This window comes from Novosphingobium kunmingense (genome assembly GCF_002813245.1).
Classification (GTDB): domain Bacteria; phylum Pseudomonadota; class Alphaproteobacteria; order Sphingomonadales; family Sphingomonadaceae; genus Novosphingobium; species Novosphingobium kunmingense.
Genome location: NZ_PHUF01000002.1, coordinates 804,256 through 826,284 on the forward strand (window position 1 = coordinate 804,256; position 22,029 = coordinate 826,284).

Consider the following 22,029-nt stretch of genomic DNA (forward strand, 5'->3'; position numbering starts at 1 on the left):
GACCGGCGATGATACAACATTACTTTGCCAGGGACCGAACGACTCCCCGCGCCATACCAACGCTTCAACGGACTGGATGATGAAACGGAAGGCGCCTGCCCGCGTCACGCGGCGGCGGAGACCTGCGGCCTGATCCTGACCTGTGCGGCTGCAAGCCGCTGCATCAGCTTGAGGTCCTGCTCGCGCAGCTTGATGGCCGAATCGGCCCAGTAGTCGACGATGTCGCGCAGTTCGTGAAGCGTAACGTTTTCGGACCGCTTGCTGGCCCGCCGGGCTCCGACTAGCCCCGCGTGGCGCCTCTCGGCCTTGGCCATGAAGGCGCGGACTGCCGCCTCCCCCTGCCCCGGCTCGGCCAGCACATGGACGATGCCACGCTCGTAAAGTTCCTCGGCGGTGAAGGTCTGATCGTCCATGATGACGCGATCCGCCAGCGCCGAGCCAAGTTTCCTTGTCAGGAAGGCGTGGGCCCCCATGCCGGGGAACAAGCCGAACTTGACCTCGGGAAGGCCGAACGTGGCGCCGCGTTCGGCGACGATATAGTCGAACGAGAGCAGCGCCTCGAACCCGCCGCCGAGCGCCTGGCCCTGGACAAGGCCGATGGTCAGGATCGGAAGGTCGAGCGAGTGGAGGTTGCGGCTGAGAATTTCGACGCAGCGATAACCGTAAGCGGCAAGACCGTCGCGGTTGCCTTCGCGGATGAGCGTGGCGAACAGCTCGAGATCCCCGCCAAAGCAGAACACGCCGGGCGCGCGGCTGCCCAGGACCAGATAGCGCAGCGGCGCGCGGCCTGGGCCGAAGTGGCTGCCGATCAGATCCTGCCAGGTGACGAAATCGCCAAGCATCTGCGGGGTGAAACTGGGCCGGCCGACCGGCCGCATGTAGGTCCACAGCGCCTGTGCGTCGTCATCGTAGAGCACGTCGAGCTGGTCGAGCCGGAACAGGGCGTCGGGCACCTGCAGCCGGGCCTGCGACTGAACGAGCAAATCTTCCGCCGTCTGACTGAACGCGATTGCCGGGGCCGATGAAGTTTCGGCCATTTCTTCGCGTCCATCAAGACCGCCCGCAAGTCGATCCATATGCCCCTCTTTTCGCGACCTAAGTATTCTTCGGGTGATGCCCCCATCACCCCGTCGTTTTCGAAGGTATGCGCGTTATGAGTCTCTTGGCAAAGGAAAAGTCATACTGACAGATTCTACCAGTTTCATTTCGGATCACTCGCTGCGCCATTTAAGCAACAGGTTAGCCAGCCCGAAGGCCATCACTGCGACGGCCAGCATCGGCAGCATTTGCCGCACGACGAGGTCCGCCGGCATGGCCTTCAGGAACAGGCCGTGACAGATGATCAGCATATGGCTGAGCGGATCGATCAGGGCGACGGGCTGCAGCCAAGAGGCCATGGAATCGACCGGGCTGGCATAGCCCGAAAGCAGCATCATCGGCACGATGACCAGAAAACCGCCCAGAAATGCCTGCTGCTGGTTCTGCGCCAGACTCGAGACGCACAGGCCGATCGCCGTGACGGAGAGGCTGAAGCAAGCGACAGCAAGCAGCATCATTCCCAGCGATCCGTTGAACGGCACGTCCGACACGAGCGGGATCATGAGGACATAGAGCGCGCCGTTGAACAGACCCACGGACAGCGCCGGCGCGCATTTGCCGGCAAGGATTTCCCACGAACGGATCGGCATGGCCATGAGCTGATCCCAGGTGCCCGCCTCGCGCTCCCGGGCGATCGCCTGAACCGAAACCGACAGCACGATGACCGTCGTGATGAGCGTGATCATGCCCGGCAGGGTGAACCAGCGATACTCGAGGTTGGGGTTGAACCAGTGCCGCGCGGCGATCTGCGGCGTGGCAACGGCAGCCTCGGGGCGCAGTTGCGTTCCGGTCTGCAGTGCGACCTCGCCAAGATAGCCCGCTACGATCTGCGCCGCGTTGACCCGTCGCCCATCGAGCAGCAGCCCTACCTGTCCCGGCTCGCCGCGCGCAATCCGCGCCGACAGATCGGCCGGAATGATCAGGCCGGCAATGACCTCACGCCGCTCGATCGCGACGGCGAGCGCCCGTTCGTTGGGATAGGCGGTGACTGCGCGCACATTGCGCACGGCGGCCGTCGCAGAGAGAAGCCGTTCCGAGGCAATCCCGGCGTCGCGGTTGACCACGCCGATATCGATGTTGCGCACTTCGAGCGTCGTCGCAAAGCCGAACAGGATGAGCTGGATGATCGGCGAGGCTACCAGCGTCGTCAGGACGCGCCGGTCGAGCAGGACGACGCGCAGTTCCTTCAGCGCCATCGCCGCGATGCGGGTCAGCGCCCCGGTCATGCGATGGTCCGCTTGATCGCGCGCGTGACGCGCAGGAAGAAGAAGGCTCCGAAACCGAGCAGGACTACGATGTTCGGCAGGAACAGCGACCAGACGTCGCCGACCAGGAAGACGCTTTGCAGCGGCGGAATGAGGTAACGCGCCGGAACGATATAGGTCAGCCACTGGATCGCCCGCGGCATCGAATCGATTTCGAACAGGAAGCCCGACAACAGCAACGAGGGCAGGAATCCCGACAGCAGCGCGAACTGAGTCGATACGAACTGGTTCTTCGTCCCCGCCGAGATCAGCAGACCCTGTCCGAGGACTGCGGCGAGGAAAGCCGAGGCGATCAGGAACAACGCCAGAAGCGATCCGCGGAACGGCAAGCCGTAGCCCAGTACCGCGACGGCCACGCAGATTCCAGTCGAGGCGAGACCCAGCACGTAATACGGCAGCAGCTTCGACAGGACGAGCGAGGGAATGGCGATCGGCGTCGACAGCAGCCCTTCCATCGTGCCGCGCTCGTACTCGCGGGCCATGATCAGTGCCGTCAGAAGACTGCCGATCATGGCCATGACGATGCCGATTGCGCCCGGCACCAGCATGAACCGGCTCTGCAGACCGGGGTTGTAGGTGTAGCGGGCGACCACTTCGAGTACCGCTGGCGCGGCGACACCCCCTTCCCCAGCCCGTGCTGCGACCCAGGCGCGGACCGCGTCGCGCAAGTGTCCGGTCAGGAAGGTGGCCGTGTTGACCTGTGCCCCGTCCGTGATCAATTGCAGGTCCTGCGTCTGTTCGCGCAGCAGAGATTCGCCGAAGCCTTCAGGGATGACCGCGACCCCGCGCAGGGTGCCATCGACCAGGCCTCGCTCAAGTGCGCCAAGCGACGGGCCTTCGACAACAGCGAAGCTCTCGTTGTTCCGCAGAATACCGACCAACTCGCGAGACGCCTGGCTGTGGTCGCGGTCGACCACGCCGAGCCGCGAATGCCGTACGTCGAGGCTGACCGCGTTGCCGAACAGGATCATCAGGATCAGCGGCATCAGCACGACGAGCCCGAAGGTCGAGGGATCGAGCCAGACCTGCGCCCATTCCTTGGCACGGATCGCGGCGGCGCGGCGGCGGGCGAACGGATCGCGCGCGATCACGCCGCCGCGCTTTCTGAACGCGCCTGCGCCTCGATCAGGGTGACGAAGGCCTGTTCGAGCGTCGGGTCAGGATTGCCGAGCACCGCGCGCTTCAAGTCATCCGGAGTTCCGCTGGCAATGGCCTGGGATCGGTTGATCAGCAACAGGCGGTCGCAGTTTTCCGCCTCGTCCATGAAATGGGTGGTGACGAGCACGGCGGTCCCCCGCGCGGCAATTGCATTGATGTGATGCCAGAACTCGCGCCGGACAAGCGGATCGACGCCCGATGTCGGTTCGTCGAGAAACAGCACCGGCGGTGTATGCAGCACCGCCGCACCCAGCGCCAGGCGCTGCTTGATGCCAAGCGGCAGAAGGCCTGCCATGTGGGCGGTGAAAGGTTCAAGATCGAGCGCGGCGACCACCCGGTCCACTGCGGCGCGGGCCCCTGCGCCCTTCAAGCCGTAAGTTCCGGCAACGAACCGCAGGTTGGCGATGACCGACAAGTCGCCATAGAGCGAGAACTTCTGCGGCATGTAGCCCAGCGCCGCGCGTGCGCCGACGGCAGCGCGGGTCAATTCGCGGCCGGCCACGGTGCCCAGCCCGCCCGATGGCGTGACGAGGCCGCAGAGCATTCGGAAAGTGGTCGACTTGCCCGCGCCGTTCGGGCCGAGCAGGCCGAAAATCTCGCCCGGGAAGACGGTGAAGGTGATGTCCTGCGCCGCCGTAAATGCACCATAGCGCTTGGTCAGTTGCAACGCGGCAATCGCTGGTCGGTCGCGATCGGCGGTGCGCGGCGGAAAGGCTTCTGCGAGCACGCTCGGCGGGAGCGGGCGGCCATCGTCGAGCAGTGCCGAAAACCCGTCTTCTGCATTCGGCTCAGCGGGGAGCCAGGTCCGCCCTGGCGGCGGAGAGGCCGAGCGACAGATCGCGCGCAGCGACCGCCCCGACATGGACGCGCTGACCACTTCGGCCCGTTCGAGCAGGTCCTGCAGGGCTTCGCGGCGGCCTTCGGACGGCAAAGGTGCCGCAAACGTTCGGTCGGCAGCGACCTTGGCCAGGCCCGAAGGCGCGCCTTCGTAAAGAATGCGTCCCTGGTGCAACAGGATAAGGTCGTCGCAGCGGCTGGCGTCGTCAAGGATGCTGGTCGTCCACACGATCGCGCTATGGGGCCCGGCAAGCTCCTGCGCGAGGTCCCAGATCTCGCGCCGGGAGACCGGATCGACGCCTACCGATGGTTCGTCGAGCAGCATCAGCGGCGGCGCCGCGACCACGGCGCAGGCCAGCGCCAACTTCTGACGCATACCGCCAGACAGGCGGTTGGCAGGCCGATCCCTGAAGTCCGCAAGCCCGGTCGCTCGGTACAGTGTGGCCATCCGGTCCGGGTTGTCTTCGGGCTCCACGCCGCGCAACCGGGCGTAAAGCTCGAGATTTTGCCGCACGGTAAGCTCGCCATAAAGCGCACCGCCCTGCGGCATGTAGCCGACCTGGTTGCGGTCGAGTTCGGCGACGGGGCGCCCCATCACCTCGACCGAACCGCGATCGGCTTCGACCAGCCCCGCGAGGATGCGCATCAACGTGGTCTTGCCGCCGGCGTCGGGACCGACGAGGCCCAGCGAACGGCCTGGGTCCAAGGTCAGGCTGATCCCGTCGAGCGCCTGAACTGGCGGCGCGCCGCGCCGTGCGCCCTTGAAACGCTTGGCTACGTCGACCAGCCGGAGGAGCGGTTCCTCCGCCATGCGGCGTCAGTTCCGAACCGGCGCGTCGGGAATGACGACCGTAACCGGCGCGCCCTGCCGCAAGTCGCCGCCCGGATCCTCGACGATCAGGCGAACGCGGTAGACCAGATCGGTGCGCAACTGCTCGGTCTGGACGGTCTTGGGCGTGAACTCCGCGACCGGGGACACGAAGCCGACGCGCGCCGCCCATTCCCTGCTGGTCCCGTCGGTCCGCACCTTGACCGGCATCCCCGGCTTGACGCGGTGGAGGTCCGGTTCGGCGACATAGGCGCGCACCCGCACAGGTTGGGTCAGCGCGAGAGTCAGCACGGTCTGTCCGGCGGTGACGATGGCCCCCGCCTCGCGCGCGCGGGTCAGCACCTGGCCCGGCTCGGGCGCGCGGATCACCGTATCGTCAAGATCGGTCTGCGCCGCACGGCGTTCGGCCAGAACGGCTTCGCGGGTCGCCTGGCTGGCGGCCTGGTCCTCGATCCGCGTTCCGGCGGCGACCAATGATAGCGCGGCGCTCGCCTGGGCGACGCGGGCCTGGGCGCTGCGCAGCGCGGCTTCGGCGGTCTGCACGTCGGCCTTGCTGATGAAGCCCTTTTCGATAAGCGCCAGGCGCCTGTCGTACTGCCGCCGGGCTTCGGCCAGGGCGGCCTCGGCGGCGGCGACTTCTGCGCGCGCCTCACCCAGTTCCTGCGGCCGGGCGCCGTTGGCATCGCGCGCCGCCGTAGCCGAAGCCGCCATGGCGCGGGCGTCGGCCCCGGCAAGCCGGTCCTGCAAGGGGCGCGTATCGAGCTGAGCAAGAACCTGGCCGCGAATCACGCGGTCGCCCTCGTCGACCAGCAGCTTGTCGATCCGGCCGGGGACACGAAAACCGAGCTGTACTTCGCGTATCTCGACGTTGCCGTAGAGCCGGAGCGGCCCGTCCTGGTCCGCACCCCACAGGCCAAAGGCCCTGCCCGCGAAATACAGCATGGCAGCCACGACCAGCAGCGCAGCCATGAAACGCAAGCGCCTGTTTTTCGGCGATGAAACTTCCGGCGAACCCATTATTCCCCCCCGACGCCCGAAGGCGTTGGAGCTAATAGCTAGTCAAACGGCAAGTTCCGTCAAGAAAAACTCAAACCGAAAGCCCCAATATCTTCAGGGATTTGTCGAGCATGACAAGTTGCCAAAGCAGCCGTCCGTGGTCGGATCGCCCCGAAACATGATCGTCGGCCAGCCGCGCAATGCGATGGCTGTCGAACCATCCGCTCCGGGCCAATGCGGACGAGGACCCGACCGAGCGCGCCGTCTCGGCCAGGGGACCACGGAACCACTGCGCAATCGGGGTAACGAAGCCCTGCTTGGGGCGGAACAGGATATCGTCGGAGAGATAGCGGCGCATCGCCCGCTTCATAAGCCATTTGCCCTCGGCACGGCGCACGCGCAGGTTTTCGGGCAGGCTGGCGGCGAATTCGATCAGGCGGTGATCGAGCAGCGGCTCGCGCGTCTCGAGGCCGACCGCCATGCTGGTGCGATCGACCTTGGTAAGGATGTCGCCCGGCAGCCAGAACTTGAGGTCGGCATACTGCGCCTTGTCGAGTCCCGACCTGGCCGGAGCACCGGCCATAAGATCGACCAGCACCTGTTCGGCCCGATAATCCCCGCGGCGCGCCAGGTATTCCGGGCTATACAGCGTGGCGCGCAGTTCGGGGGGCACGATGCCGATGGAGCGGGCGTAACCCTCCTCGCTCGACAGGGCGAGCGCCTGGAAAGTCGCCTTGGCGCGCAGTGGCCGGGGCGCCCAATCCGCCTTGGGATATACGGCGCCCAGGGTGCCGAAGATCGATCGGCGCAAGCCGTGCGGCAGCAGCCGGCGCAGGCGGTCCTCGCCATGCTGGAATACATGGCGGCGATAACCGGCCAGCGCTTCATCGGCGCCGTCGCCCGACAGGGCCACGGTCACTGCCTCTCGGGCGAGCTGGCAGACCCGCCAGGTCGGCAGTGCCGAGGCATCGGCGAAAGGTTCGTCGAACATCGCTGCGAGAGTATCGACTGCGCCGAAATCGTCGGGAGAGACAATGCGGGTGCGGTGTTCGGTCCCAAACTGCCGGGCGATCCGGTCGGCGTAGGATGTTTCGTCGAGCGCGGCGACGTCGAACCCGATCGAGCAGGTCTTCACCGGGTCCCTGCCGGCTTCGCTCATCAGGGCGACGACACTGGAGGAGTCTACCCCGCCCGATAGAAATGCGCCCAGCGGCACGTCGGCGACCATTCGCGAGGCGACGGCCTGGCGCATCAAATGCAGCAGTTCCGCTTCGAGGTCCGCAGCAGATCCGCTGCGGCGCTCGGCAAAGCTGACGTCCCACCACTGCCGCGGCGCGGGGAGAGGTTGCCCATGCCGCAGCAGCAGCGAATGACCTGCGGGCAGCTTGGCCACCCCAGCCAGGATCGAGCGGTGATCGGGCACGTAGCCCCAGGCGAGGTAATCGTCGATCGCCAGCGGGTCGACCTCGCGCCGTAGCAACGGATGCGCCAGAAGCCCCTTCAATTCGGAAGCGAAAGCCAGGCTCCCGTCGCTGAGCACGGCATAAAACAACGGTTTAACGCCCAGCCGGTCGCGCGCCAAAAACAGTGTGCGCTCGGCCAGATCGTAGATCGCGAAGGCGAACATGCCGTGCAGCCGCTCGACGCAAGCCGGTCCCCAGCGTTGCCAGGCGGCAAGGATGACTTCGCTATCGCCCTCGGTGTGAAACTGCGCACCCGCGGCCCGCAATTCGGCGCGAAGCTCGCGGAAATTGTAGATCTCGCCATTGAAGACAAGCATCGCCCGCCGATCGCTCGATGCCATCGGCTGCGACGATCCGGCCAGGTCGATGATCGACAGGCGGCGATGGCCAAGACCCACGCCTGGCCCTGTCCACACCCCGGCCCCATCCGGACCACGATGCGCCATGGACGCGCACATCCGCTCGACCCTCTGCGGCTCGACGGGCTTGGGCGTTGGCAAGTGGAAGATGCCGGCAATCGCGCACATGAGGCCGGCTCCTAGCGGGCGGAGGCGATGCGGTCCATCCATGGCCCGACCGCACCCGCTGCTCGCTGGAACTCGGCAAGACCAGTCGCGGGGCTGCCTTGCTCCCCCGCCTCGCTGGACAGAATCAGGAGCGCTGTGGGACGCCGGCGCAGCAGCGCCCGGTCGCGCAGCACCGCGAGCTTGAGCGCAAGGTTGTTGCCGCTCAGAAGGTCTCCGGTGCGATAGAAGGTCAGGGCCAGTCGCTCGGTGCCGTTGTCGGCGCGGAGGCGGTCGGCGCGGGCCTGGTCCTGCGCCGGGCCAGCGCCGAGCCACGACCAGCCGCTTTCGGCACGCAAGGCGCCCTCACCGAAGCCGCCCGCCTCCTGCCCCTCTCGCTGAACCGAATAAAGCGCGTAGAACACGTCGACCCGGTGCCCGTGAGCGTCGGCGTAGCGGCCGAGCAGCCGGTGTTCGGCGCCTGCGGCGCGCGGCTCCCAAGGGTAGGCCGGTGCATAGTCGACACGCTGCCAGCCCGGCACTTCGAGTAGTGCGATCCTTGCGGGCAGCGTCGCAGAGCGCCCGTCGGCAAGCGCGACCCAGCCGATCGCAACCGCCACGAGCAGCACGAGGCCGATCGTGCCGCTGGCCGCAGAGGCTGATGCGCGCGCAAGACGAGAAATGAGCGGTGATCGCTCTACCGCCTCGACATCGACCATCGGGTCGTCCACGGCCCGGTCGAAGTGCCGCCAGGCCAGGCCGATCACCAGCGCGATGATGGTCGCGAAGAAGACCCACCCGTAGATCAGATGGTCGATCCCGGCTGCGCGTTCCGCGCCGACGTACTGGGCCATGAAGATCGTGGCGAAGGCGCGCAGTCCGTTCCCGACGATAGGCGCCACGATGCACAATACCATGAAGGCAGCGCGACGGCGCCAGCTGCTAAAGCCGACATGCGCGACGAAAACACCGAGCGCGACCATGGCGATTAGGAACTTGACGCCCGAACAGGCCTCGGCGACTTCGAACAGGCCGGCTGGCGTGTCGATGTAGACGCCATCTATGGCGGCGGGGATGGCGCTCAAGTTGACCAGCGCGACGGTGAGCTTTGCCGTGATCATCTGGAGCACGGGGACCAGCTCGTCGCCGAACGGAACCATGAAGACCATATAGGCGAGCGGAAACATGAGCGCTGCAAACACGCGCGGCCCGGCCAGGCTGAGCAGGCTCGCCGGCAGGAGCCCGACCACGGCGGCCTGACGCAGCAGATCGAAGCCCGACAACGCGCCAAGTGCCCAGACGAACAACAGCGCGCCAAACGCGACCAGTCCGGGAAGCCACGTAGCCGGAGCGAAGGCCATCACCTGTTCACGCCGCTGCCAGGCCAGCCAGGCGACCAGTGGCGGGACCAGGACCATGTGATTGTAGGTCGAGCTGTTCCACCACTGGTCGGCGATGCGCGCCCAGTCCGGCGCGAACACGCCGATCAAGGCCAGCCAGGCCAGTGCGATGCGGACCAGCGTTCCGCGCCAGGCGGGGCTGAGCCGGGCGCCGAGGCCCGGTCGCCGCCCCAGCGCCAGGTCAGGCGGCATCGCGCGACCCCGGAGCGCAATCGGCCAGCAGATCGACCAGCGGGGCCAGCGTCGCCTGCCAGCTGAGCGTATCGACGACGAAGCGGCGCGCCTCGTGCCCTACGGCGCTGGCCCGAGCCGGATCCTGCGCCAGGGAAATGACGTGATCGGCAAGGCCCTCGTCGGTGTCAGCAATGAGCAGGTGGCGCCCATCCTGCGCGCCGATCCCCGTGGCCGCCTCTGAAGTCAGGACCACCGGGAGCGCCATGGCCATGGCTTCCAGCACCTTGTTCTGTACTCCGCGGGCGATATCGAGCGGGATCAGGGCGACGTCGGCGGCGGCAATGTAGCTGCGCATGTCGTCGACCGCGCCCCATACGTAAACTCCGTCCTTGCCGTGCTGGGCAAGCAGTTCCTCGACCGGATTTCGACCGACGATGTGCAGTGTTGCCTGCGGCAGCCGTGCACGCACAAGCGGAAGCAACCGATCGACAGCGCGCAATGCCGCCTCGACGTTCGGCGCGTAGTCCATCTGGCCCGAAAACAGCAGGCGCGGGCCGGGCTTGGCGGCAAGCTCGGCAGCGGGCTCGATCTGCGCCGGATCGAAATGGCGGCTGTCTATGCCGTTGCGCAGGGTGCGAACGTCGCAGGCTTCTCGCTCGCCCTCGGCAAGACGCCCACGGAACAGGGCCGCTTCCTCGAACGAGACGAGCAGGCTGACGTCGGAGCGGCGCGCAAGACGCCGTTCCTCAAGGCGCAGCAAGCGTCCTTCGCGCGCGTAGAGCCAGCGTTCCACCCCCCGCGCCTTGTCTGCGTAGGCTTCGAACTTGGCCGAATCGACGTCGACAAAATCGTATATGACCCGGCCTTCAAAGCTGTCGGGAATGTATTGTCCCATCTGGCCCGAAAAGGCGTAGATCGCTGAAATAGGCCGTTCGGCGAGCACCTGGATGACATAGTCGGTCAGTTCGGCGCTGTGAAAGGCAGGCAGGGAGACCGGTTGCCGCTTCAAAAGCGATTGCAGCCCCGCCACGATCAGTGGTTTGACCCGGCGGACCAGCCGGTAACTGCGCGCGATCGCGGCCAGTTCGACTTCTTCGCTGATGTCACGCTCGTCGTCGGCGAAAGTCGCGACATGGACTGGTCCCTGCCGTGCCAGCCGCCGCAGCACGTGGTGCGAACGAATCTTGTCCCCGCGATCGGGCGGAAACGGCATCCGGTGCGACAGGAAAAGGATTTCGCCGCTCATCCCAGACCCCGCGCGATCCAAGGCCCGACGAGATTGGCGATGCCCAGCGGCATCCGCTTCCACAAAGCGATGCTGGCGTTGTGGCTGTCGCTGGTCGGATCGATGTTGCGGCCCCTGGTGCCGGGCGCCGTCCAGGTTGCATAGCGCAGCGGTTCGGCTTCGAACCCCCAGTTGCGCTTGAAGGCGTGAGCACCGCTGCCGGTCTTGGAACGGCCGAAGTCGAACCGGTCGCAGCCGCGGCGGCGGGCGTGGAGCATCAGTTCGTAATACATCCGGTCGTTGGCGCGCAGGCTGCGGGCGGCGGGCGTCCCCCCGCCCCAGTAGGGCATGACTGCGCCCTGGTGGTACAGCGAGAGGACCGAGGCTATCGGCGTGGTGCGATGCCAAACCGTCAGCACATCGGCATCCCCGCCAAAGGCGTCGAGCACTTCGGCAAACAGGCGCCGGGGGAACACCGGCGTGCCTAGGTTGCGCACGCTTTCGGCGTAAACCGCGTAGTGCGCACGACGATCAGCCCAGTCCCGTCCGACCGTCACGACCAAGTCTTCTGTCAAACCCTTGCGGACCTCGGCTCGCTGCTTGCGCGGGATTGCGGCCAGCTGCGCCTCGTCGTCGTCGGCCAGCCCGCGAACAAAACCGCTGTGCGCGTCGCCGCGCACGGACCAGCCGGCCCGCGCCGCCGGAAGAACGCCGCCACGCAGTTCCAGCGACGTCGCGCCCTGTGCAAGAGCGAATGCCTCGGCCGCAGCCAGGATGGTATCGGCCACGGCGCGATCGCTGGCCAGAATCCCGCCGCCGATGGCAAAGCCGCTCGACACCAGCGCACGGCCGAACAGCGGCGAGCGCACGTCGATGAGCGGCAGGTAGCCGCACAGTTCGTCATCGCGTTCCGCGATCAGCGCCAGGGCACGGTTGCCGGTGCCGCGGGCAACGGCGCCAAGCCAGGCCGGACGATGAAAGGCGGTGCCATCGGGCTGGACCGCGACGAAGCCTTCGATCCGCGCCTGTTCGAGCGACAGGCCGAGATCGACCGGGCGAACCGTCGCCGTCTGGGGGCGGAACGGAGCGTTCACGCAGCCAGGTCCTGTGCCAGCAAAGCCTCGCGCGCAGCGAGCGCGTCCATCCGGCCCCAGGCGAATTCGGCGATCAACTGCTCAAGCTTGCCCTCCATCACCGACAGGTTGGTATAGTGACGCAGCCGCGAGCGCAGCGGCGCATGGGCCACGCGCGGCTGCTCGGGATCGATCTCCCACGGATGGAAATAGAACACCGCCGGGCGCCCATCGCGCACATTGACCTGGCAAATCGCCCAGCGCGAGAAAGCGTAAGGCAGGACCCTGAAGAAGCCCCCGCCCCCTGCCGCAAGCCGCCGCCCGGCGAACTGCGCCGTCGTCACCGGAACCTCGACAAGGTCGGACCCGGCAAGCGGCCGGAAGGCAAAGCGCGGCGCCTCGCGCCAGCCATAGTGATCGTGCCGGATCGGGGCGACGCTCGAGCTGTAGGCAAAGCCTTGCTCGGCGAGGACACGGTAGGCCCATGGAGTGCGCTGGTCGATAGAGAAGCTGGGCGCGCGATAGCCGGTGATCGCGACGCCGGCAGTGTCCTCGAGTGTCTTTCGGCTGCGCTCCACATCGGCCGCAAAAGCGGCCGGGTCCAGGCGGAAGACGCGGGCGTGGTCCCAGCCGTGACTAGCTAGCTCATGCCCCTCGGCAACGATGCGCTGCATCAGCGGGCCATGGCGCTGCGCCACCCAACCGAGCGTGAAGAAGGTGGCCTTGACCCCAGCCCGCCCGAACAGGTCGAGAATCGCGTTGCAGTTGCGATCGACCCGCGATGCGATCGCATCCCACTGGTCGCGGTCGATCACGCCTTCGAACGCCCCGACCTGGAACCAGTCCTCGACGTCGACAGAAAGGCCGTTGACCGGACGGGAGAAGGAGGCGGTCATGGTGTGGTGCCTACGATCAGGCCGCTGCGGAGCGGCTGGCCTCGTCGGCCTCGACCCATTCGATGAGCATGGCGAGCGTATGGCGGATGGTCCGCTCCTGTTCGAGCACGCGCGCTTCGAGCGCGGCGAACTTCGCCTCGAGGTCAGCCATGGCTTCCCTAGAAGACGCCGCGACCGCAGCCTCGGGCTCCGCTCGTTCGCGTTCGTTGGCAAGTTCGATCACCGCCTGCTGCAGTTCAGCGATCTGGGCGTCGCGCTCGGCCAGCAGGCCTTCGACCTGTTCGACCGACAGACCGGAAACCGGAGCCAACGCCGCCGCCGCCGCTGCCTCCTCGACCATGCGTTCGGGCTTGGCGAGTTGCATGGTGCCGTCCTCGTCGAGTTCATCCAGCACGCGCGACAGCATATCGCCGTCGATCCGCTCGCGCTGCTCGACCGCGCCGAGCAGCATCAGCCGGTTGCAGACCTGGTTGATCCGGCGCGGCACACCGCCCGAGGCTTCGTAGATCTCGGCAAAGATTGCCGGGTCGAACGATGGATTGCCTTGCCACCCGACCTTTTTGAGGCGGTGTTCGATATAGGGCTGGACCTCGCCGCGCTCCATCGCGTCGAGGTGATGCGCGGCGATGACGCGCTGACGCAGCTGCTCGAGCTGCGGATGCACCTGGATCGTTTCGCGGAACTCGGGTTGCCCCAGCAGCAGCGTCTGCAGCAGCGGATGGGCGCCAAGCTGGAAGTTCGACAGCATCCGCAGCTCCTCGAGCGCGCTCAGCTCGAGATTCTGGCTCTCGTCGACCACCAGCAGGCAGCGCCGTCCGGCGCGCGCCTCGTCGTGCAGGAAGGCCTCGATCGCGCCGAGCGCGCTCGCCTTGTCGTGTCCGTCGACGATCAGTCCGAAGGCCTGGGCGACTACGTGGACCAGTTCCCCGCCATCGAGCTTGCTGGTAACGATCTGCGCCGCGGTGAGGCGGGCCGGGTCGACGGTAGCCATGAGGTGGGCGACCAGGGTCGACTTGCCCGCGCCGACCTCGCCGGTGATCACGACGAAGCCCTCGCCCTGGGCAAGGCCGTAGGACAGGTATGACAGCGCCTTGCGATGGGTCAGGCTCTCGAAATAGAACGCGGGATCGGGAGTGAGCTGGAAAGCTCGTCCGCTAAGCCCGTAAAAATCGCTGAACATTGCCGGTACTCCAGGCTCAGAATTCGTAACGCAGGCCGGCGAGGGCCTGGGCGGTCCAGGCATCCACCGCGTCGTCGCGGTTGACCCCGGTGATGCCGAGCGCCGCCGTGGCGACCAGCCGGTCGGTGATGAGACGGTTGTAGGATCCGTTTGCGCCAAGGGCGCTGCTGTTGCCAGTCAAGGCCGATCCGCTTTCGAACCAGTTCGCCCACAGCGAGGCGCCAAAGGACGACTGCTGGTCGATCCGACCCTTGAGATAGGCGGCGACCCACCACGTCTCGTCGATAGTCAGGTTGGTCGCGCCGATGATCGTGCCCGGCACGGCGATGAACCGGCGCCGGTCGTATCCCGCGCCAAGTCCGTAGCCCAGCCGTCCGGTCCTGAAATTAACGCTGGCCGTTACGCCGCGCCCGCGGAACACGGACGAGCGAAGGCTGTAAAAGGCGCCGTTGAGACACGTCGCGTCGCTGGACTTGAGCGGCCCTTGGGGCGTCACGCAGCCGAGAAGTTCGCCGGTCAGCGGATTTCGCACCGCTTCGAATTCGGTCGGAAGTGCGACCAGTGCGCGGTTGATCGCTGCGCCAAGACCGGAAAGACTGTCATAGACACTGACATTGACCGCCGTGCGCGCGTTGGGCGCATAGGCGGCGCTGCCGTAATAGGTGCGCGAGCCATAGCGCCAGCCGACGTGCGCCTCGACCGCGGTGCGACGGCTGGGGCGCCACATGACGCCGGCGTCCCAGATCAGTCCCTCGCTTTCGAAAGCGATCTGGCGCGGTACGGACCGGTCGGTTACATAGCGGCCATCGCTGCCGATGACCGGCAGCCCGGTAGCCTGATCGCGCAAGGCGTCACGGCTCGACACTTCGACCTTTTCCCAGCCCAACCCGCCCAGCAACTGCAGGTCGTCGCTCACCGGCACGGCAAGGTCGCCGCGGGCGTGGAAGTCCTCGATGCGCTGGTCGAGGTTCGAGACATCTTCGCGATTGAAGCCGATGCCCGCGCCCAGCCCGACGGGCAGGGTCTGCCCTGCCCGGGTCCCGACGTGGAACTTTGCGTTGTGGTTCGAGGACGAATCGAACAGGTCGACCGGGTCGGTTCCGCCAAGGGCGATGCGCGCATCGGGCGTGCTCACCTTGGTGTAGCCGTAGCGGTAGTGCCCCTCGATCGCGACGTCGCCGCGCTGGGTTGCGATGCTCGGTCCGGCAAAAACCGAATAGATGTTCGTGCTGTTGCCGAGTTCGACCCCGCTGGCGGTCGAGCCGTTGCTATCGAATCCGGTGCGCGCGGCCATGGCCCCGGCCTCGATCGTCAGCAGTCGTGGAACAACGCTGACCTGCGCGCGGGCGATACCTGACAGCGTATCGGAATCGACCGATCCGGCCTCCCAGCCGATGCGCCGTTCGTAACGCAGCGACAGCGCCCCTTGCGCCCGGCGCGTGGACGCGACCGCATCCAGCCCGGCGGCGAGGCTCGTGTAGGTCAAGGTATCGCTGCCCGGGGAAAGCTGGGTCAGCAGGACCTGGCTCGCCTCGATATAGGGCGCGACCGTTACGTGCGGCGCGCGCTTGGCCCCGCCACCGCCCGTCACCGGCGTTTCGACAATCGAAGCTTCGTCGCTGTCAGAGGCATCGTCAGGCAGTCCCTGGGCGTGGAGCGCACATGGCACACCCAGCGCAAGAAGCGCTGCGGTCAGTAACCGGTACAAGGCGAGCGCCGGTTTCATCCGCCATAGCCGTAGTACGAGCCGAACCGGCGACCACTCGGGCTGAAATGAACCGCGTTAAGCAGAAGCTGGATGTTCGGGCAGGCCGACAAGAGGCCGATCGCGTCTTCCAGCGCGCCCTGCCCGGTCCGGTCGGCCCGCGCGACGAGCACGGCCTGGCCGACGTACCTGGCCAGTTCGGCAGCCGGCGATGCGGCAAGCGCCGGGGGCGAATCGAAGATCACGAAGCGGTTGGGCGCGCCCTGGGTTAGCCGGTCGAGCACCTGGCGGGTGCGCGAGGACGACAGGTGTTCCGAATCCGACGTGGTGGCATCGCCGGCCGGGAGCACCCACAGGCCGGGAATATCGGTACCGATCACGCAGTCGGCGACATCGAGCGTGGGATCGGCCAGCGCATCCATCAGCCCCGGACCGCCAGGCAGACCGAGCGCGGAGAGGATCGACGGCTTGGCGAAGTCGGCATCGACCAGCAGCACCTCGGTTTCCTTCTCGGCGGCGATCGCCAGCGCGAGGTTGAGCGAGGTGTAGGTCTTGCCTTCGCCCGAATGGGGCGAGCAGACCAGCACGCGCTGCGCTTCGGCACCCATGCCGCGCTGCGCCAGTTGGCCGGCCTGCATCAGAAGCTGGCGCTTGACGATGCGGAACTCCTCGAGGAGCTCGGTCACCACGCCTTCGGGCACGATCAGGCCCTGGTCGCGCAGGTGCTGTCGGCTGACAGGCCGCGTTTGGCCCGCGAAGCGCACTGGATCGATTCTCGAGGGCAGCTGCGATTGCGCTGTAGTGGCCGGCGACACGACTTCCGCCTCGACCAACTCGGGGCGCGGCTCGGACGGCGACGGCGGCGCTGCAACCGGCGCGACGACCGCGTCCTCGACCGGTTCTGCCGCGCGGGTGTAGCGGCGACGCTTGGCTGCAGGCGGAATGAGGTCTTCCGGAATCGGCGGCGAGCTCAGCTGCACGAGGTCGAAGTTGCGCACGACCCGCTCGATCAGGCTGCCCCCCTCGGCTTCGGGCCCCGCCGCAGCCGATTCGGCCTCGTTGCCGGGTACAGGGATCCTGGTCTGTTCGGTCATGACGATCCCCCTAGGCCACGCCGCCGCGCTGGATGAATTCCGCCGTCAGCAGCAGTACGAACAGCCCGCCGAGCGCTGCGGTGGCCGCGAAGAACAGTTGCGCGCGCTTGCGCCGCTGTTCGCGTCCTGCGTCGGTCAGGGTGTTGGTGATCGCGCCCAGCACAGGAAGATCGAAGGCCCGTTCAAGCCCTGCCGTGGTCGCGAATGTCGAGCGCAGCTGGCCGACCGCAAAGGCGGCGGCAATTCCGCCGCCGGTTCCGGCGAGCAGCACTGCCAGCAGCAGCAGCGGCCGGTTGGGCCAGACCGGCTGGCGCGGCGTGGTCGGCGGGTCGATCACCTGAAAGCGTATCGCGCTGTGTTCGGTCTGGACCGACCCGCGCAGGCGCAGCTCTTCGCGGTCCTGCAGCAGCTTGTCGTATTGCTGCTTGAGGACATCGTAGTCGCGGTTGATACGCTGCTGTTCCGCCGCAACCTGCGGGTTGGTGATTTGCTGCGAGGTTACGCGCGACAGCTCGCTTTGGACGGCGGCGCGGCGGGCGTTGAGCCCCTGGACCGTGGCCTGCCGATCGGCGCGGATCGATTCGAGCGACGAATAGGCCGGGTTCGGCACGCCCGGGCTGCCGCCCTCGGCCGCGACCTGCTGGCGCAGCGAGGCAACCTGGTTGCGCGCGGCGATGACGTCGGGGTGATTGTCGGTCAGCCCGCGCGAGCGCATGGCGGTGAGGTCAGACTGGGCCTGGGCCAGCGCGCCGCGTGCGCCGCCCATACCGGCCGATCCCGCCAGGGTCCGAGGCGTCCCGGCCAGCTGGCCGCTGATCGCCGCCAGCGCGCTTTGCGCGGCGGCAAGGTCGGCATCTATTCCGCGCAATTCGGCGCGGTTCTGCTCAAGCTTCTGAAGGGCGGACATGCCGCCCGCGGCGACATCGGGGTTCTGCGCCTCGAAAACCAGGCGGCGCTGTTCGGCAGCCTCAAGTTCCTTTTGCCGCATGGCAAGCTGCTGGTTCATGAAGTCCAGCGACTGGGTCATTTCCCCGCGGTTACCCGACAGGTTTTCCTCGCGGAAGATGTCGATCATCTTCTGAACGATGTCCTGCGCCAGCTTGGCGTTCTCAGCATCCGAATGCGATCCGTTGCCATAACGCGCCGTGATCTCGAACAGGCTTTCCTGCTGGCTTTCGACCCTCACCGTCTTGGCAAGATCGAGGACCGTGTTCTCCATCGCCTTTGGCGAGGCGACATCGGCGCCCAGACTCGTGCCGCGGACCACTTTCTCGAGGTTTATGGCGCTGGTCAGCGTCTGGCGGACCCGGTCGATGTCGCGCTTGGTGTTGGATGGAACCCCGGTAACGTCGGCCAGGACGTCGTCGAACTGGACGAAAATGCGTGCCCGCGATTCGTAGTTGTTGGGGATCAGCGCCACGACCAGCCAGCCGACCATGCAGATCGCCCAGGCCACGCCCAGCGCCAGCCAGCGCCGGTGCCAAACGCTGAACAGAGCCGCCCGCACTTCGTCGAAGATCGAGTTCATTCTCCCGCCGCCGTCCTAGAACAGGCTTTCGGGGATGATGATGACGTCGCCCGGCATCAGCATGACGTTGGCGCTGCTGTCGCCCTTTTTGAGCAGGTCGCCGAGGCGCACCCCGAACTCCTTCTGGGTGGCGCTGGCCTTGTCGAAGCGGATCAGCCGCGCGCGGTTGCCCGAGGCGTATTCCGACAGGCCGCCGACTGCGATCATCGCGTCGAGCACGGTCATGTTGGCGCGGTACGGCAGCGAGGCCGGTTTTTCCGTCGCCCCGACGATGCGGATCTGCTGGCTGAACGTTCCAGCGAACTTGTTGACCATCACCGAGACCAGCGGATCCTGGATGTACTGCGACAATTGCAGGGTGATGTCGTCGGCCAGCATCTTGGGGGTCTTGCCCACGGCCGGCATGTCGGTGATCAGCGGCGTGGTGATCCGGCCATCGGGCCGCACCTGGACCTTGGCGCCGAGCTCAGGGTTGCGCCAGACGAAGATCGTCAGTTCGTCGAGCGGGCCGATAACGTATTCTTCGCCCGGTCCTTCCTGCATCGCCACGAACGAAGCCGACGGCAATTGCGGCCGGTCCGTCCCGCCCGCGCAGCCACCAAGCGCAAGGCTCACCGCGGCGCTCCCGGCAAGGAGACTGGGCATTCGGGACAACGGCATCGGGCAATCCTTTCGCGCGCCGCGCCGCCAGGCGGAAAATGCACCCCCGCCTGCCGACCCAGCTATTCACCGTTCGCTATCGCGGAAAAGGGTGAACATTGCGTTAGCCTTGTAGTGAACTGCCGCGATTTCAGTGGGTTTTGTCGCCGAAGTCCCGATTCGGAACGGGCGGAATGAACAATCTAAACAAGCAGTTCCACGGCGGGTCCATGCCCCAGGAATTGCGCCGGACTGGCGCTGGCACCATAGGCCCCGGCGCAGAACACGGCGACAAGGTCGCCGACGTCCGCCTTCGGAAATCCCGCCTTGTCGGCGAGGCGATCAAGCGGGGTGCACAGGCATCCGACGACGCTGGCTTGCTCCTCGACCGGTGAGTCGAAGCGGCTGGCGATCGCGACGGGGTAATTGCGGCGCACGACCGTCCCGAAATTGCCGCTCGCGGCGAGCTGGTGATGCAGCCCCCCGTCGACGACCAGGAAGATCTCGCCATGGCTGGCCTTCCGGTCTACGATCTGTGTTAAGTAAATTCCAGCCTCTCCAACAAGATAGCGGCCCATTTCAAGGCAGAATCGGGTTTCTCGCAGGATTTCCGGCAGGCGCTCGAACGCATCGGCAAGCCGGCTCCCGACGAGCGCCAGGTCGACAGGCTCGTCGCCGGGAAAATAGGGGATGCCAAGCCCTCCACCGAGGTTGCAGTGCGGCAGCGCCTGGCCGATCTCCGATGCCAATCGGGCGGCAAGATCGAGCGTGGCGGCCTGGGTCTCGGCAATGGCCGCGCTGTCGAGCGACTGGCTGCCGGCAAAGATGTGAAAGCCTTGCCACTCCGCGCCTGACGCGATTACCCGGCGGGCCAGCGCCGGCACCTCGGCGGCATCGACTCCGAATGGCTTGGCGCCGCCGCCCATCTTCATGCCCGATCCCTTGAGATCGAAGTCCGGATTGACCCTGATTGCAAGTCGCGGCGTGACCCCGAGGCGGTCGGCCACGGCCAGCGCACGGTCCGCCTCACCGGCAGATTCGAGATTGAGCGTGACCCCTGCCCCGACGGCCTGCTCCAGCTCCGTATCGCGCTTGCCCGGTCCAGCAAAGCTGATCCGTTCCGCCGCGACGGAGCGGCCCTGCAGAATAGAAAGTTCGCCGCCCGACGCCACGTCGAAGCCATCGACCAGTGGATCGAGGAGATCGACTACCGGCCCGAATGGGTTAGCCTTGACCGCATAATGCAGTGCCAGCCGTTCCGGCATGGCTTCGCGCAACCGGGCAACGCGCCGCTCGATATGAGCGGCCGAATAGACGAAGACCGGGGTCGAACCGGCGATCGCGACAAGTTCGCTCGCCTTGTGCCCCGCAACGGCCAGCTCGCCATCGATTGTCACGTAGCCTGGAGGGATGGGCCCGAGCGGTTTCAAACGGCCAGTTCCTTCGCAAGCGCGACGCGATCGATCTTGCCATTAGCCGACAACGGCAGAGTGTCGCGCCAGTGAATGAAACGTGGTTGCATGAAGTTCGGCAGTTCTTTCAATAGCATGGATCGGAAATCGTCTTCTTGACCTGAATGGCCTGCACGGGCTCGGACGACAAGTTCGACCGCCTGGCCCAACCGGTCATCCTTCACACCCAGCGCAACAGCCTCGGCGATCAGTCCGGTGGCCAGCGCCGCGTCCTCGATTTCCTGCGGGCTGATGCGATTGCCCGCGCTCTTGATCATCGCGTCGCGCCGGCCGACGAAATAAAGCAGCCCCTCTGCATCGCGGCTGACGCGGTCGCCGCTCCACACGGCGGTACCGCCGTATTCGGAAGCCGCCGGCGCCGGGCGAAAACGCTCGGCCGTACGCTCGGCATCCTGCCAGTATCCGCGCGCGACCAGCGGCCCGCAGTGGACCAGTTCGCCTTCGGCGTTGTCGGCGGCCACCTGCCCGTCATCGTCGATCACGAGGATCTCGGCGTAGGGAATGGCGCGGCCCATCGAAGTCGGATGGTCATCGACAAGCGCCGGATCGAGGAATGTCGAGCGAAACGCCTCGGTCAACCCGTACATCGGAAACAGCCGCGCCGCAGGAAACTGGGCTCGCAGGGATCGCACCAGGGCCACGGTCAGAGCCCCACCGCTATTGGTCAGCCGGCGCAGCGGCGCGACGGCCTCGGCGGGCCAGGACAGTTCGACCAGCTGCACCCACAGCGGCGGCACGGCCGCCAGCGTCGTTATTACATGACGCGATACCGCCTTCACCACGTCGCGCGCCGTCAAGTAGTCGAGCGGCACCACGCTGCCCCCGACAAACCAGTGCGAAAACAACTGGTTCTGCCCATAATCGAACGACAAGGGCAGCACGGCCAGGGCCTTGTCGTCTGCTTTGAGATCAAGATAGCGCGCGACGCTCTCCGCACCCAGCCACATGTTGGCATGGGTCAGCATCACGCCCTTCGGCCGTCCCGTCGATCCTGACGTATAGAGGATGGCGGCCAGATCGTCTGGTTTGCCAATCGCATCGTCGAGATGTGTCGATGCCGGGTATCTGGCGACAACTTCGCCTTCAGACTCTATTTTACAATAACTTGGAATATCTTCCTCAAGCAATGTATCGAGACGATTTCGTGTCGCTATCAACAACGACGTTTCGCTGTCGGAAAGAATGTGCGCCACTTGCGCTCGTTTGAGCAATGGGTTGACCGGGACATGGACCAGCCCTGCTCTCGCTGCGGCAAGCGGCATGAGACAGGTCAGTTCGCCCTTGCTCGCCCACGTCGCGACCCTTGCGCCCGGCTCCGGAACCTGCGCGCGGAGCCAGCCGGCTAGCGCGGCAACACGGTCCCTTAATTGCTTGTAGCACATGACGCCTTCGCGCAAGACGAGCGCGGGGTCTTCGTCACGTCCCCGCAGCGCGAGGCAATCAAGCGTACGGATCGAGGAAAGCGGTTCGGCAAGCACGGAAACTATGGAACTC

The 22,029-nt window shown here is 66.3% G+C and carries 17 protein-coding genes; all 17 read right to left on the minus strand.

What is annotated here, in order from left to right; all coding sequences use genetic code 11:
* Positions 1-104: 104 nt before the first annotated feature.
* On the minus strand, positions 105-1,076 hold the full coding sequence (locus B0I00_RS03925) for a crotonase/enoyl-CoA hydratase family protein (protein WP_232730101.1): 972 nt from the start codon (positions 1,074-1,076) through the stop codon (positions 105-107).
* A 135-nt stretch (positions 1,077-1,211) separates the two neighbouring features.
* Positions 1,212-2,324, minus strand: coding sequence for an ABC transporter permease (locus B0I00_RS03930; RefSeq protein WP_100866011.1), 1,113 nt, complete (start codon positions 2,322-2,324; stop codon positions 1,212-1,214).
* Entirely contained in the window at positions 2,321-3,454 is a 1,134-nt protein-coding gene (locus tag B0I00_RS03935; RefSeq protein ID WP_100866012.1) for an ABC transporter permease, read from the minus strand. The genes B0I00_RS03930 and B0I00_RS03935 overlap by 4 nt, the downstream gene beginning before the upstream one ends.
* Positions 3,451-5,169 (minus strand): ATP-binding cassette domain-containing protein, encoded by a 1,719-nt coding sequence (locus B0I00_RS03940; protein ID WP_100866013.1) that lies wholly within the window; start codon positions 5,167-5,169, stop codon positions 3,451-3,453. The genes B0I00_RS03935 and B0I00_RS03940 overlap by 4 nt, the downstream gene beginning before the upstream one ends.
* A gap of 6 nt (positions 5,170-5,175) precedes the next feature.
* Entirely contained in the window at positions 5,176-6,156 is a 981-nt protein-coding gene (locus tag B0I00_RS03945) for an efflux RND transporter periplasmic adaptor subunit (RefSeq protein ID WP_232730102.1), read from the minus strand.
* A gap of 118 nt (positions 6,157-6,274) precedes the next feature.
* Complete coding sequence (locus B0I00_RS03950; RefSeq protein ID WP_100866484.1) at positions 6,275-8,173, minus strand: XrtA/PEP-CTERM system amidotransferase; 1,899 nt, start codon at positions 8,171-8,173, stop codon at positions 6,275-6,277.
* An 11-nt stretch (positions 8,174-8,184) separates the two neighbouring features.
* Entirely contained in the window at positions 8,185-9,741 is a 1,557-nt protein-coding gene (gene xrtA, locus B0I00_RS03955; protein ID WP_100866015.1) for an exosortase A, read from the minus strand.
* The gene (locus tag B0I00_RS03960; protein ID WP_100866016.1) at positions 9,731-10,969 is read right to left on the minus strand and encodes a TIGR03087 family PEP-CTERM/XrtA system glycosyltransferase; all 1,239 of its coding nucleotides are present in this window, start codon (positions 10,967-10,969) and stop codon (positions 9,731-9,733) included. Before B0I00_RS03960 ends, xrtA begins: the two co-directional genes overlap by 11 nt.
* Positions 10,966-12,042, minus strand: coding sequence for a FemAB family XrtA/PEP-CTERM system-associated protein (locus tag B0I00_RS03965; protein WP_100866017.1), 1,077 nt, complete (start codon positions 12,040-12,042; stop codon positions 10,966-10,968). The genes B0I00_RS03960 and B0I00_RS03965 overlap by 4 nt, the downstream gene beginning before the upstream one ends.
* Positions 12,039-12,917 (minus strand): XrtA system polysaccharide deacetylase, encoded by an 879-nt coding sequence (locus B0I00_RS03970; RefSeq protein ID WP_100866018.1) that lies wholly within the window; start codon positions 12,915-12,917, stop codon positions 12,039-12,041. The genes B0I00_RS03965 and B0I00_RS03970 overlap by 4 nt, the downstream gene beginning before the upstream one ends.
* Positions 12,918-12,933: 16 nt before the next feature.
* The gene (locus tag B0I00_RS03975) at positions 12,934-14,097 is read right to left on the minus strand and encodes an XrtA/PEP-CTERM system-associated ATPase (protein WP_100866019.1); all 1,164 of its coding nucleotides are present in this window, start codon (positions 14,095-14,097) and stop codon (positions 12,934-12,936) included.
* 16 nt (positions 14,098-14,113) lie between these two features.
* Positions 14,114-15,823, minus strand: coding sequence for a porin family protein (locus B0I00_RS03980; RefSeq protein WP_100866020.1), 1,710 nt, complete (start codon positions 15,821-15,823; stop codon positions 14,114-14,116).
* The gene (locus B0I00_RS03985) at positions 15,820-16,896 is read right to left on the minus strand and encodes an AAA family ATPase (protein ID WP_100866021.1); all 1,077 of its coding nucleotides are present in this window, start codon (positions 16,894-16,896) and stop codon (positions 15,820-15,822) included. The genes B0I00_RS03980 and B0I00_RS03985 overlap by 4 nt, the downstream gene beginning before the upstream one ends.
* 10 nt (positions 16,897-16,906) lie before the next feature.
* The gene (locus B0I00_RS03990; protein WP_100866022.1) at positions 16,907-18,424 is read right to left on the minus strand and encodes an XrtA system polysaccharide chain length determinant; all 1,518 of its coding nucleotides are present in this window, start codon (positions 18,422-18,424) and stop codon (positions 16,907-16,909) included.
* Between the two features lie 15 nt (positions 18,425-18,439).
* Positions 18,440-19,069, minus strand: coding sequence for an XrtA/PEP-CTERM system exopolysaccharide export protein (locus B0I00_RS03995; RefSeq protein WP_408635210.1), 630 nt, complete (start codon positions 19,067-19,069; stop codon positions 18,440-18,442).
* 197 nt (positions 19,070-19,266) lie between these two features.
* Positions 19,267-20,493, minus strand: a complete 1,227-nt coding sequence (locus B0I00_RS04000) for a pyridoxal-dependent decarboxylase, exosortase A system-associated (protein ID WP_100866024.1) — start codon at positions 20,491-20,493, stop codon at positions 19,267-19,269.
* Complete coding sequence (locus B0I00_RS04005) at positions 20,490-22,013, minus strand: acyl-CoA ligase (AMP-forming), exosortase A system-associated (protein ID WP_100866025.1); 1,524 nt, start codon at positions 22,011-22,013, stop codon at positions 20,490-20,492. The genes B0I00_RS04000 and B0I00_RS04005 overlap by 4 nt, the downstream gene beginning before the upstream one ends.
* Between the last annotated feature and the right edge of the window lie 16 nt (positions 22,014-22,029).

Coding starts and splice junctions, on each gene's coding strand:
- B0I00_RS03970 (WP_100866018.1), bottom strand. CDS start 12,917: ATGACCGCCTCCTTCTCCCGTCCGGTCAACGGCCTTTCTGTCGACGTC.
- B0I00_RS03995 (WP_408635210.1), bottom strand. CDS start 19,069: ATGCCCAGTCTCCTTGCCGGGAGCGCCGCGGTGAGCCTTGCGCTTGGT.
- xrtA (WP_100866015.1), bottom strand. CDS start 9,741: ATGCCGCCTGACCTGGCGCTGGGGCGGCGACCGGGCCTCGGCGCCCGG.
- B0I00_RS03960 (WP_100866016.1), bottom strand. CDS start 10,969: ATGAGCGGCGAAATCCTTTTCCTGTCGCACCGGATGCCGTTTCCGCCC.
- B0I00_RS03985 (WP_100866021.1), bottom strand. CDS start 16,896: ATGACCGAACAGACCAGGATCCCTGTACCCGGCAACGAGGCCGAATCG.
- B0I00_RS03945 (WP_232730102.1), bottom strand. CDS start 6,156: ATGGCTGCGCTGCTGGTCGTGGCTGCCATGCTGTATTTCGCGGGCAGG.
- B0I00_RS03930 (WP_100866011.1), bottom strand. CDS start 2,324: ATGACCGGGGCGCTGACCCGCATCGCGGCGATGGCGCTGAAGGAACTG.
- B0I00_RS03980 (WP_100866020.1), bottom strand. CDS start 15,823: ATGAAACCGGCGCTCGCCTTGTACCGGTTACTGACCGCAGCGCTTCTT.
- B0I00_RS03950 (WP_100866484.1), bottom strand. CDS start 8,173: ATGTGCGCGATTGCCGGCATCTTCCACTTGCCAACGCCCAAGCCCGTC.
- B0I00_RS03940 (WP_100866013.1), bottom strand. CDS start 5,169: ATGGCGGAGGAACCGCTCCTCCGGCTGGTCGACGTAGCCAAGCGTTTC.
- B0I00_RS03925 (WP_232730101.1), bottom strand. CDS start 1,076: ATGGATCGACTTGCGGGCGGTCTTGATGGACGCGAAGAAATGGCCGAA.
- B0I00_RS03990 (WP_100866022.1), bottom strand. CDS start 18,424: ATGAACTCGATCTTCGACGAAGTGCGGGCGGCTCTGTTCAGCGTTTGG.
- B0I00_RS03975 (WP_100866019.1), bottom strand. CDS start 14,097: ATGTTCAGCGATTTTTACGGGCTTAGCGGACGAGCTTTCCAGCTCACT.